The organism is Rhodococcus sp. C26F (genome assembly GCF_053345925.1).
Genome location: NZ_JBKFBA010000076.1, coordinates 1 through 10,722, shown reverse-complemented (window position 1 = coordinate 10,722; position 10,722 = coordinate 1). Strand labels below are relative to the sequence as shown.

Below are 10,722 nucleotides of genomic sequence, written 5' to 3'. Positions count from 1 at the left end.
CGCCGGAAAATTCCGGTCAGGCGGTCACGCGTTGACGACCGCGTCCAGCACGCTGTAGAACATGCCGAGTCCGTCGTCGCTGGGGCCGGTGAGCGCCTCGGTGGCGTGCTCGGGGTGCGGCATGAGACCGACGACCCGGCCGTTCGCCGACGAGATACCGGCGATGCCGCGCTGCGAACCGTTCGGGTTGTCGCCCGCGAAGCGGAACACCACGCGACCTTCACCCTCGAGCTCGTCGAGCACCTTCTCCGATGCCTGGTAGCGGCCCTCACCCGACTTGAGCGGGATGAGGATCTCGGCGCCGGCCTCGTAGCGCGAGGTCCACGCGGTGGTGTTCGACTCGACCTTCAGCCACTCGTCGCGGCAGACGAAGTGCAGACCGGCGTTGCGGGTGAGCGCGCCGGGCAGCAGACCCGCCTCGCACAGCACCTGGAAGCCGTTGCAGATGCCGAGGACGGGCATGCCCTTCTGCGCGGCCTCGACGACCTTGCCCATCACCGGCGCGAACCGTGCGATGGCACCGCAGCGCAGGTAGTCGCCGTAGGAGAAGCCGCCGGGCACGATCACCGCGTCGACTCCCTTGAGATCGGCGTCCCCGTGCCACAGGCTCACGGCCTCACCACCGGCGAGCTTCACCGCGCGGGAGGCGTCGACGTCGTCGAGCGTGCCCGGGAAGGTGATGACTCCGATGCGTGCGCTCATGCGTCACCGTCGATCCGCCGGATGGCCCAGTCCTCGATCACCGTGTTGGCGAGCAACGACTCGGCGATCTTCTCGAGCTCCTCGTCGCCGACGCTGCCGTCGACCTCGAGCTCGAAACGCTTGCCCTGACGGACGTCGGTCACGCCCGCGAAGCCCAGCCGCGACAGCGCCCCGGTGATGGCCTGACCCTGGGGGTCGAGAATCTCGGCTTTGGGCATGACTTCGACGACGACACGCGCCACGTGCTGCTCCTCGGTAGTAGTGCTGGCGCCCGGGGACGGACACCGGACATCCAGCAGTTTACCGGCCGTGGCCACCGGGGCGGGCATCGGCCGAGGTCCCGCTCGTGCGAGACCCGTCACCCCCGTTCAACGCCGCTCGGCACCAACGAGTTCGCGCACGCGGGGCGCGACCTCGCCGGCGAAACGTTCGAGGTCGGGCTGCTCGTCGCTGCCGAGGACGAAGGTGCTGGTCCCGTGCCGCAGGGTCAGCTCGGCGAGCTGTTCGGCCCACACCTCGGGCGGCCCGTGCAGGAACGACCCGTCGGCGGTCTCCGCGAAGGTGCCGGAGATGTTGTAGAGGCGGCGGATCGCGGCGGGATCACACCCGGCACGGTGCGCACCCTCGTCGACGCGGGCGCTCATCTCCCCCAGCTTCTCGGGCCCGGCGGCGAACGAACTCGGCAGCCATCCGTCGGCGAAGCGGCCGGTGACGTCGAGCATCCGCTTGCCGTAGGCACCGAGCCAGATGCCGAGATCGTGCGCGGGGAACGGGCCCCGCTTCGCGCCGGTCAGTCGGTAGTACGTGCCGTCGACCCGGGCCGCGCCCTTCTCGTCCGACCACAGGGCGCGGATCACCTCGATCGCCTCGATCAGCGCGTCGACCGCTTCGCCGGGGCTGCGGTGCGGTCCGCCGTTCGCGGCGACGGCGTCCCAGAAGGCCCCCGACCCGAGACCCAGTTCGACACGACCCCCGCTGAGCCGGTCCAGCGAGGCTGCGCTCCGTGCGAGGATCACCGGCCCGCGCAGGGGCAGGTTCGCGACATCGGGCGCGACCGTCACGGTCGTGGTGCGCGCGGCGATCCACCCGAGCAGCGTCCAGGTGTCGAGGAATCGCGGCTGGTAGGGATGGTCCTGGATCGTCACCAGGTCGAGTCCGGCACGCTCCGACACCACGGCGAGGTCGACGACACCCGCCGGGTCGGCGGCGGAGGGCGTGAGGAAGCTGCCGAAGCGGAGTTCCTGTCCGTAGTCGGTCATCGGGCTCCTTCCGACGGCATACTCGACGGCATGCAACTGACCCATTTCGGCCATTCCTGCATCCTCGTCGAACATCTCGGCGCGAAGCTCCTTTTCGACCCCGGAAATTTCTCCCACGGGTTCGAGGGCATCACCGGACTCGACGCGATCCTCGTGACCCACCAGCATCCCGACCACGCCGACACCACCCGGCTGCCCGCGCTCCTCGAGGCCAATCCCGGGGCGCAGCTGTTCTCCGACCCGCAGTCGGCGAACCTGCTCGACGGCGACTGGACCGCGGTGCGTCCCGGCGACTCGTTCTCGGTGGGTTCGCTGACCGTGCGCGGCACCGGCGGACGGCACGCGGTGATCCACCCCGACATGCCCGTCATCGACAACACGGCCTTCCTCGTCGGCGACGACGAGAATCCGTCGCGGCTGCTGCACCCCGGCGACTCGCTGTACATCCCGCACGAGCGCGTCGACGTGCTGGCCCTGCCGTCGACCGCGCCGTGGCTCAAGATCTGGGAGGCGATCGACTACCTGCGCGCGGTGAATCCGCGGGTCGCCGTGCCGATCCACCAGGGCATCGTCAACGACAACGGTCGCGGCATCTTCTACGGCCGGTACAGCGAGATGGCGCCGGAAGGCACCGAATTCCGCGTGCTGTCGCACGAGGACGGCGTCGAGGTCTGATGCTGCGGAGCGCGAAACGGTCGTCGGCGCGGGATGTTTCGCGCTCCTATGACCGTTTCACGCTCTGCTGTCCCAGTCGACGCCGACGGGAGGTTCAGCGGGCGGCGGCGCGACCCGCCGCCCGTCCCGAGAAGATGCAACCGCCGAGGAAGGTGCCCTCGAGCGACCGGTAGCCGTGGACGCCGCCACCACCGAAGCCGGCGACCTCACCGGCGGCGAAGAGTCCGTCGAAGACCGACCCGTCCGACCGCAGCACGCGCGAGGACAGGTCGGTCTCGAGCCCGCCGAGCGTCTTGCGGGTGAGCAGGTGCAGCTTGACCGCGATGAGCGGTCCGGCCTTGGGGTCGAGGATCCGGTGCGGCGCCGCGATGCGGACGACGCGATCGGGTGCGTAGGCCCGTGCCGAGCGCACCGCCGCGACCTGCAGGTCTTTGGTGTACTTGTTGTCCATCTCGCGGTCGCGGGCCTCGACCACCGAACGCACCTGCTCGTAGTCGAGGGGCGCCTCGGGGGTGAGTTCGTTCATGCCCGCGACGAGATCGGCGAGCGTGTCGCGGACGACGAAGTCGACACCGCGCTCCTTGAAGGCCTCGACCGGTCCGGGGGCACCCGACCTGACCCGCTGCAGCAGCAGGCGGAGGCTGCGCCCGGTGAGGTCGGGATTCTGCTCGGAGCCGGAGAGCCCGAACTCCTTCTCGATGATCTTCTGGTCGAGCACGAACCAGGTGTGGTCGTAACCCGTGCTCACGATGTACTCGAGGGTGCCGAGCGTGTCGAAGCCGGGGAACAACGGCACCGGCAACCGCTTGCCGGTGGCGTCGAGCCACAGCGACGACGGGCCGGGCAGGATGCGGATGCCGTGATCGGGCCACACCGGGTCGTAGTTGGTGATGCCCTCGGTGTAGTGCCACATGCGGTCGCGGTTGACGATGTTCCCGCCGGCCTTCTCGGTGATCTCGAGCATCCGGCCGTCGACGTGCGCGGGCACACCGCTGAGCATGTGCTTCGGCGGCTCCCCCATCCGCTTCGGCCAGTTCTTCTTCACGAGGTCGTAGTTGCCGCCGATACCGCCGGAGGTGACGATGACGGCTCCGGCGGAGAACTCGAAGTCCCCGACGACGGTGCGGGAGGACGCCACGCCACGCGCCGCGTCGGTGGGCTCGAGGATCGCTCCGCGCACACCGGTGGCGGCTCCGTCGGTGACGACGAGTTCGTCGACCCGGTGGCGGTGCTTCAGCGTGACGAGACCGAGTTCGACGCCTTCGCGGAGCTTGCGTTCGAAGATCTCGACGAGGCCCGGACCGGTACCCCAGGTGATGTGGAATCGCGGGACCGAGTTGCCGTGCCCTGCAGCGTCGTATCCGCCGCGTTCGGCCCAGTTGACCATCGGGAAGATCTTCAGCCCGCGCTGCTTGAGCCAGGCGTGCTTCTCCCCCGCGGCGAACTCGACGTAGGCCTGGGCCCAGCGCCGCGGCCAGCGGTCCTCGATCTCGCGGTCGAAGCCGGCGGTCCCCATCCAGTCCTGCAAGGCGAGTTCGTAGGAATCCTTGATCCCGAGTCGTCGCTGTTCGGGACTGTCGACGAAGAACAACCCACCGAACGACCAGAAGGCCTGCCCACCAATGTTGTTCGAGTTCTCCTGATCGACCAGCAGAACCTTGCGACCGGCGTCGATCAGTTCACCGACCGCCACGAGCCCCGCGAGTCCCGCCCCCACCACGATCACGTCAGCATCCATGGCCGCCAACATTACCGAGCGGATGCTGCGACCGGGAGCACCGGCGGGCCCGGCGGGATCACGCCACGCGGCTGTTCGACGGACGCGGCCGCCAGGCGTGGACGGTCGGTTCGGCACCGTGGTGCAGCGCGAGGTCGACGGCGTCGAGGATCGCCTGCCGGGGTCCGGACTCGGCGAGCCGGGGAGCGGCGATCGCCAGACGCAGCAATTCCCCGCGCCGCGCCGTCCGCGACGCGCCCATCACCATCGCGCGGCAGCGCCACACGTCCGACCCCGCACCGTCACCGAGCGCGTACAGCCGCGTCTTCGTCACGGTGCCCGCCACCAGATCGTGGATCCCGGCGTTGTCCGCCATCATCCGGAAACCGACCTGCGGAAGTGCTGTCACTGCGCCCGGCGACGCGCGCCATCGCGGTGGTGCGAACAGCCGGGTGCGCAGTCCGGTCTCCTCGAGCACGCGGTCGGCGGCGAGCAGGCGCAACCGTGCTTCGTGCTCGGGCAGCGTCGCGAACTCGGCGCGACGTCGCTTCGTCGCCGCCTGGTCGTAACCGTGCAGCACGATCGCGTCGCCGCCCTCGCGTCGCTCGAGCAGCCACTCCTGCGTCGCCGGATCCCGCACGAGGCGGTAGTGGTCCTTCAGGCGGGGTGCGACGAACAGCGACAACGGCACTCCGCGCGCGTCCGTCTCACGGGCGAAGGCGTCCACGAGGTCGCGCGTGACGTCCCGGATCCCCGACACCGACACGATCATCCGTCCGCTCATGACCCCGAGCCTGCTGCACCCGGGTGAACGGCGTCCTGCCCGACCGGGAAGTCCGGATGAAGACTCGGGCCGGCGATCCGCATCCCGTTCATCGGGACAGTGTCGACGACCACACCGGGCCGGGCATACCGTCCGGGCGTGGCAGTCCCGAACCAGACCTATACGCGCCTTCTCTCCCCCGGCACCATCGGGCCGATCACGCTGGACAACCGCGTGGTGATGCCCGCCATGGACATGAACCTCTGCGAGGACGGGGAGATCGAACAGGGCGACATCGATCATTTCGTCGCCCGCGCGGCCGGAGGCACCGGGCTGATCGTCACCGGATGCTGCGCGGTCGCCTATCCGGCGGGATGCACCAGCACGAAGGAACCCGGCCTGTCCGAGGACCGGTTCATCCCCGGCCTCCGCGCACTGGCCGACGCCGTCCACGAGGTCGGCAGCAAGCTGTGCGTGCAGATGGTGCACCACGGCAAGGTCGCCCGTATCGACACCCTGCAGGGCCGGCCGCAGCTCGTGCCGAGCATCCCGAAGCCGCCGAGCGACATGAGCGCCATGGCCGACTGCACGCCCGCGGAACTGCAGCGCATGGCATCGATCCAGGGTGGCGCGCAGGCCACCTACAACGAGGCCTCCGAGAGCGACATCGAATGGTTGATCCGGATGTTCGCCGAGGCCGCGGGCCGGGCCGCCGCCGCCGGAGCGGACGCCGTCGAGATCCACGCCGCCCACAACTACGTGCTCGGCGCCTTCCTCAGCCGCTACACGAACCAGCGCACCGACGGATACGGCGGGTCGCTGGAGAACCGGGCCCGGCTGACCTGCGAGGTGATCCGCGCGGTGAAGGCCGAGGTCGGCGACCGCCTCGCCGTCATCGTGCGCCTGGCAGGGCAGGAATACGGTGAGACGGACGGCCTGACCGTCGAGGAATCCGCTGCTGCCGCAGTGTTGTTCGAGCAGGCCGGTGCCGATGCCCTCCACGTCACTGGCACCGCGCTGAACGCGTTCGCGAATTTCACCGACGGCCCGTTGCCGGACAAGGTCGGCTACTACACCCACAACGCGGCGGTCATCAAGCGTGCGGTGTCGATCCCCGTCATCACCGTCGGCCGCATGCTGCCGGAGGTCGGCGAGCGGATGATCGCCGAGGGCGTCACCGACTTCGTCGCGATGGGACGTCAGTTGCTGGCCGATCCCGCGCTCGTCGCCAAGCTTAAGCAGGGCCGCAGCGAGCAGATCCGCCCGTGCATCAACTGCTATGTGTGTGTGCAGGAGAACTTCTGGGATGCCACACCCATCTGTGCGGTCAATCCTGCGCTCGGCAACGAAGCGCTGGTGCCCTTCGTGCGCACCGCGACGTCGAAGCATGTCGTGGTCGTCGGAGCCGGCCCGGGTGGTCTCGAAGCGGCACGGGTCGCCACCGAACGCGGGCACCGGGTCACCGTCCTCGACAAGGCCGACCGGCTCGGCGGCACCCTGTGGTTCTCGACCCTCACCACCCCCGACAACGAGCGGCTGTTGAAATGGCTGACGGCCGAGGTCACCCGCCTCGGCATCGACGTGCGGCTCGGCGCCGAGGCCACCGCCGCATCGATCCGCGCCCTGGAGCCGGACGTGGTGGTCGTCGCGACGGGCGCCGTGCGGGAACGTCCCACCGTGCCGGGCGGGGACCTTCCGCACGTGCACACCGGTGACAGCATGCGTGCGCTCATGACGGGTGCGGGCGACGTCTCCGATCAGTCCCCGGTGCTGCGGGTGATGGGCCGGGTGGGCAGGCTCGCCGGTATCACCACGAGTCCTCGGAGGATCCGTGATCTGAGCCGCAGATTCCTCCGTTTCCTTCCCATGGCGAAGGATGTCGTCGTGATCGGCGGGTCGCTCGTCGGGCTCGAACTCGCGGAGTTCATGGCCGAGCGGGGAAGCCGGGTGACGCTGCTCGCCGAGGGGAAGCAGCTCGGGGTGCCGATGGCGATGCCGCGCCGGTGGACCGCCGTCAAGCACGCGCGCGAGGTCGGCCTCGAGGTGCATCGTGGTGCGACGGTTCAGCGCATCACCCCGAAGACGGTGGAGTTCACCGTGGACGGCGAGACGAAATCGGTACGCGCCCGCATGGTCGTGGTCGCGTCCGGTGTGTCGGCGGCAGCACCGCTCGCCGACGAACTGGCCGGCTCGGGCATCGACGTCCGCGTCGTCGGGGACGCGGGTCGGGTCGACTACATCGAGGGTGCCATCCACAGTGCATGGAAGGTCGCGACCGAACTCTGAAACAGACAGGTGGCGACCGACCTGTGAAACAGCGGGTGGCGGNGCTCGTGCACTCACGAACCGGCCGCCACCCGTCGGATCAGGCTTCCCGGTCGCCCGGCGCCGCGAACCTGTCGCGGTGCACGGCCTCCTCGAGCGGGCGCCCCTTGCGCCAGCCGAACCGTTCGAGGTCGGGTATCTCCTGGAGCCGCGTGACCGGCCCGACACACAGCCACGCGATGGGACGCACGGGTGCGCTCACTCCGACGAAGTCGGCGAGGAAGTCCTCCTCGTAGAACGACACCCATCCCACGCCGAGACCCTCGGCGGTCGCGGCGAGCCACAGGTTCTGGATCGCCAGCACGGCCGAGAACAGGCCGGATTCGTCGATGGTGTGGCGGCCGAGGATGTGCTTGCCGCCGCGTTCGGGGTCGTAGGTGACGACGACGCCGGTCCCCGATTCGACGATGCCTTCGATCTTGATGGGGTCGAAGGTGCTCTTCCGGTCCTCGGGAAGCGAGTCGGCGAACGCCTGTCGGCAACCGGCGACGTGCTCGGCGAACTCCTTCAGCCGCTGTTCGTCCTGCACGACGACGAAGTCCCAGGGCTGGGTGTTGCCGACACTGGGTGCGTGATGGGCGGCCCGCAGGATGCGCATCAGCGTGTCCTCGTCGAGCCGTTCCCCGCTGAATTCTGCACGGACGTCGCGACGCATGCGGATGATGTCGTACAGCGCGTCCCGCGCTTCTGTGCCGAACATGTCAGGCCGGCAGGATCTCTTCGAGGGCGTCGAGGATCTCGGGCGCATCCGGTTCCGTGCGGGGACGGAAGCGCGCGGCGACCGTGCCGTCGGGAGCGATGAGGAACTTCTCGAAGTTCCACTGGATGTCGCCGGCCTCGCCGGAGGCATCCGGGTGCTTGGTGAGCTCGGCGTAGAGCGGATGCCGGTTCTTGCCGTTGACCTCGATCTTCTCGAGCAGCGGGAAGGTCACGCCGTAGGTGGCGGAGCAGAACTCCTGAATCTCCTCCGGCGTTCCGGGTTCCTGACCCATGAACTGGTTGCACGGCACGCCCACGACGAACAGTCCGCGGTCGCGGTATTCCTGCGCGAGCTTCTCGAGCGCCGTGTACTGCGGGGTCAGGCCGCACTTGGACGCGACGTTCACGACGAGTACCGCGTGGCCCTCGTACGCGCCGAGATTCGTGGGTTCACCCGAGAGGGTGTTGATCGGGATGTCCTGGAGAGGCGTGGTCATGCATCCAAACTATCGTGTGCCCGATCACTCCCTCGAACATCGGCGTGCTACATCTTCTCCCCCGGGAGTGCGGCGGCCTGCCGGACCCACTTCCGGACCTTCTCCTCGTCGAGATCCCCGAGCCGGCGGATGTCGTGATAGCGCATCTCGGGATGCTTGGACCCCTTCTCCGGCAGCGGGTCGAGCGAACTCCCCCTGAAGAAACTCAGCTGCACGTAGTTCGTGAAGCAGCGGAACGTGAGGAACCAGCTGTCGTCGGCGGTGCCGTAGAGCGGCTGGTTCCATTTCACGGCGTTGTGGGCGTCGGGAACTTCCTCGAGGATCAGCTCGTCGAGGCGTCGGCCGATGTCGTGCTTCCACTCGGGCATCGCCGCGATGTAGGCCTCGACCGGTTCCCTGCCCATCCCCTTCGGGATCTGTGGGTTGCCACCCGACAACAGCTTGGGTCCGGTGCCCTTCTCGGACTCGCTCATGAGGTCTCCCCTCCTTGTCCCGGCACGGGAGCACCCGCCGGGAACCCTTCTGCGATGTAGGACTCGTAGACCGGCCGCCATGCCTCCGAGCCGGTCTCCTGCGACGGCGGTTCGCCTGCCAGCAGGGCGTCGAACTCGTCGAGGCAGACCGTCCAGCCCGCGGCGACCATCGCGGCGGTCTCCCGGTCGCCGAGGACGTTGACGAAGACGAACAGGCAACCCTGCGGCGTCGGGTTCAGCGTGAACCACAGTTCGTCGCCTTCCCACGTGTAGGACAGGCTGCCGGGCGGTTCGCACGCCAGGAGCGTGCCCTTGGTGGGCTCGGCGTCGGGCTCGTCGGTGAAGGTGATCGTGCCACCTTCGCGCAGTTCGATGTCGACGGCGGCGGGGAACCACCGGGAGAGTTCGGCCGGGTCGGTCACCGCGCTCCACAACCGTTCCTGCGGATACGGGTACTCCCGCTCGAAGTGGAGCGCGGGACGGCCTTCGACATCGACGAATCGAGCACGGTTCTTCACAGCGACTCCCGAAGTTGTGCGGTTGAAGAGCGTTGCGTGGCTTGTTCCCCGAACTATGCCGCATCCCTCCGACGGGAGAGTGCGATCAGGAGACCCGGTCGAACTCGTCCTCGATGGCCCCGCTACGGCTCGAGCACCACGTCTGTCGGACGCCGCGGTGACATAGCAGGATCGAACCGACCACCGCAGCCATCAGGAGAACGTCCATGCGCATCGCCAACCTCGACAACCGTGCCGTCCTCGTCGTCGGTGACCCCGGCAACGAGCGGGGCATCGACATCGCCACCGCGTCCGACGGCCGGTTCGGACCGGACCTTGCCTCGATCTACGAGTCGTGGGACGAGGTGCGGGCGTGGGCGGCGGAAGCGGACGTCACCGACCACGCTGCGATCGACCGTGCCCGGCTGGGCGCCCCCTCCCCCGCACCCCGTCAGGTCTTCGCGGTCGGGTTGAACTACGACGACCACGCCGCCGAATCGGGCTTCGAGGCCCCCACACATCTGCCCCCGGTGTTCACCAAGTACGTCTCGGCGTTCACCGGCCCCGACTCCGAGGTCACGATCCCGGACGGCGGCAACGTCGACTGGGAGATCGAACTCGTCGCCGTCATCGGTCGGGAGGCACGCGACGTCGACGCAGCAGACGCCTGGTCGTACGTCGCGGGCCTGACGGCGGGGCAGGACATCTCCGAACGCGTCGCCCAGATGCGCGGACCGGCGCCCCAGTTCGGTCTCGCCAAGTCGTATCCGGGCTTCGCCCCGCAGGGTCCGTGGCTCGTCACCCCCGACGAGTTCGCCGACCCGGACGATCTCGAACTCGGGTGCGCGATCGACGGCGAGGAGGTCCAGAAGGGCCGCACGCGGGAGATGATCTTCTCCGTCCCCGCGCTGGTCGCCGAGCTGTCGCGCAACGTCACCCTGTACCCGGGCGACGTGATCTTCACCGGCACACCCGCCGGTGTGGGCATGGGCCGCGACCCGCAGCGCTACCTGCGCGCCGGTGAGCGGCTCGACAGCTGGATCGAAGGCATCGGCGAACTGCACCAGCGTTTCGTCGCCGCCGGCGCGTAGTCGCTACAGAAATGGCTGTCCGCT

At 68.9% G+C, this 10,722-nt stretch carries 13 protein-coding genes; 3 read left to right on the top strand and 10 right to left on the bottom strand.

Annotation, left to right across the window (positions count from 1 at the left end; translation table 11 throughout):
• Positions 1–24: 24 nt before the first annotated feature.
• The 3 genes from purQ to ACLBYD_RS29815 form a co-directional block, all read right to left on the bottom strand.
• Entirely contained in the window at positions 25–702 is a 678-nt protein-coding gene (purQ, locus tag ACLBYD_RS29825) for a phosphoribosylformylglycinamidine synthase subunit PurQ (protein ID WP_006551823.1), read from the bottom strand.
• Positions 699–944: a phosphoribosylformylglycinamidine synthase subunit PurS gene (purS, locus tag ACLBYD_RS29820; RefSeq protein ID WP_006551824.1), complete on the bottom strand. Its 246-nt coding sequence runs from the start codon at positions 942–944 to the stop codon at positions 699–701. The genes purQ and purS overlap by 4 nt, the downstream gene beginning before the upstream one ends.
• A gap of 126 nt (positions 945–1,070) precedes the next feature.
• Complete coding sequence (locus ACLBYD_RS29815; protein ID WP_447819276.1) at positions 1,071–1,961, bottom strand: LLM class flavin-dependent oxidoreductase; 891 nt, start codon at positions 1,959–1,961, stop codon at positions 1,071–1,073.
• Positions 1,962–1,991: 30 nt separating this feature from the next.
• Between ACLBYD_RS29815 and ACLBYD_RS29810 the strand changes: the two genes are divergently transcribed.
• Positions 1,992–2,636: an MBL fold metallo-hydrolase gene (locus ACLBYD_RS29810; RefSeq protein WP_447819275.1), complete on the top strand. Its 645-nt coding sequence runs from the start codon at positions 1,992–1,994 to the stop codon at positions 2,634–2,636.
• A 94-nt stretch (positions 2,637–2,730) separates the two neighbouring features.
• On the opposite strand, the gene ACLBYD_RS29805 is transcribed toward ACLBYD_RS29810, so the two are convergent.
• On the bottom strand, positions 2,731–4,374 hold the full coding sequence (locus ACLBYD_RS29805) for an FAD-binding dehydrogenase (protein WP_447819274.1): 1,644 nt from the start codon (positions 4,372–4,374) through the stop codon (positions 2,731–2,733).
• Between the two features lie 58 nt (positions 4,375–4,432).
• Positions 4,433–5,137, bottom strand: a complete 705-nt coding sequence (locus ACLBYD_RS29800) for a DUF2334 domain-containing protein (RefSeq protein ID WP_024103003.1) — start codon at positions 5,135–5,137, stop codon at positions 4,433–4,435.
• A gap of 138 nt (positions 5,138–5,275) precedes the next feature.
• On the opposite strand from ACLBYD_RS29800, the gene ACLBYD_RS29795 reads away from it, so the two are divergent.
• Entirely contained in the window at positions 5,276–7,402 is a 2,127-nt protein-coding gene (locus tag ACLBYD_RS29795; protein WP_447819273.1) for an oxidoreductase, read from the top strand.
• Positions 7,403–7,481: 79 nt separating this feature from the next.
• Here the strand turns inward: ACLBYD_RS29795 and bluB are convergent, their stop codons facing one another.
• From bluB to ACLBYD_RS29770, 5 genes are all read right to left on the bottom strand, one after another.
• Positions 7,482–8,141 (bottom strand): 5,6-dimethylbenzimidazole synthase, encoded by a 660-nt coding sequence (gene bluB, locus ACLBYD_RS29790; protein ID WP_397519414.1) that lies wholly within the window; start codon positions 8,139–8,141, stop codon positions 7,482–7,484.
• Between the two features lies 1 nt (position 8,142).
• On the bottom strand, positions 8,143–8,637 hold the full coding sequence (locus ACLBYD_RS29785; protein WP_447819272.1) for a glutathione peroxidase: 495 nt from the start codon (positions 8,635–8,637) through the stop codon (positions 8,143–8,145).
• Between the two features lie 47 nt (positions 8,638–8,684).
• A complete protein-coding gene (locus tag ACLBYD_RS29780; protein ID WP_447819271.1) occupies positions 8,685–9,110 on the bottom strand; it encodes a DUF1801 domain-containing protein in 426 nt (141 codons plus the stop codon).
• Entirely contained in the window at positions 9,107–9,628 is a 522-nt protein-coding gene (locus tag ACLBYD_RS29775) for an SRPBCC family protein (protein WP_447819270.1), read from the bottom strand. The genes ACLBYD_RS29780 and ACLBYD_RS29775 overlap by 4 nt, the downstream gene beginning before the upstream one ends.
• Before the next feature lie 85 nt (positions 9,629–9,713).
• Complete coding sequence (locus tag ACLBYD_RS29770; protein ID WP_447819269.1) at positions 9,714–9,836, bottom strand: hypothetical protein; 123 nt, start codon at positions 9,834–9,836, stop codon at positions 9,714–9,716.
• On the opposite strand from ACLBYD_RS29770, the gene ACLBYD_RS29765 reads away from it, so the two are divergent.
• Complete coding sequence (locus ACLBYD_RS29765) at positions 9,835–10,698, top strand: fumarylacetoacetate hydrolase family protein (RefSeq protein ID WP_447819268.1); 864 nt, start codon at positions 9,835–9,837, stop codon at positions 10,696–10,698. The two genes, ACLBYD_RS29770 and ACLBYD_RS29765, sit on opposite strands and share 2 nt — an antisense overlap.
• The last annotated feature ends 24 nt before the right edge of the window (positions 10,699–10,722 follow it).

What these genes read in the sequence shown, in the direction of transcription:
- ACLBYD_RS29800 (WP_024103003.1), bottom strand. Translation starts at nt 5,137, where the DNA reads ATGAGCGGACGGATGATCGTGTCGGTGTCGGGGATCCGGGACGTCACG.
- bluB (WP_397519414.1), bottom strand. Translation starts at nt 8,141, where the DNA reads ATGTTCGGCACAGAAGCGCGGGACGCGCTGTACGACATCATCCGCATG.
- ACLBYD_RS29815 (WP_447819276.1), bottom strand. Translation starts at nt 1,961, where the DNA reads ATGACCGACTACGGACAGGAACTCCGCTTCGGCAGCTTCCTCACGCCC.
- ACLBYD_RS29785 (WP_447819272.1), bottom strand. Translation starts at nt 8,637, where the DNA reads ATGACCACGCCTCTCCAGGACATCCCGATCAACACCCTCTCGGGTGAA.
- ACLBYD_RS29780 (WP_447819271.1), bottom strand. Translation starts at nt 9,110, where the DNA reads ATGAGCGAGTCCGAGAAGGGCACCGGACCCAAGCTGTTGTCGGGTGGC.
- ACLBYD_RS29770 (WP_447819269.1), bottom strand. Translation starts at nt 9,836, where the DNA reads ATGGACGTTCTCCTGATGGCTGCGGTGGTCGGTTCGATCCTGCTATGT.
- ACLBYD_RS29810 (WP_447819275.1), top strand. Translation starts at nt 1,992, where the DNA reads ATGCAACTGACCCATTTCGGCCATTCCTGCATCCTCGTCGAACATCTC.
- ACLBYD_RS29765 (WP_447819268.1), top strand. Translation starts at nt 9,835, where the DNA reads ATGCGCATCGCCAACCTCGACAACCGTGCCGTCCTCGTCGTCGGTGAC.
- ACLBYD_RS29805 (WP_447819274.1), bottom strand. Translation starts at nt 4,374, where the DNA reads ATGGATGCTGACGTGATCGTGGTGGGGGCGGGACTCGCGGGGCTCGTG.
- purQ (WP_006551823.1), bottom strand. Translation starts at nt 702, where the DNA reads ATGAGCGCACGCATCGGAGTCATCACCTTCCCGGGCACGCTCGACGAC.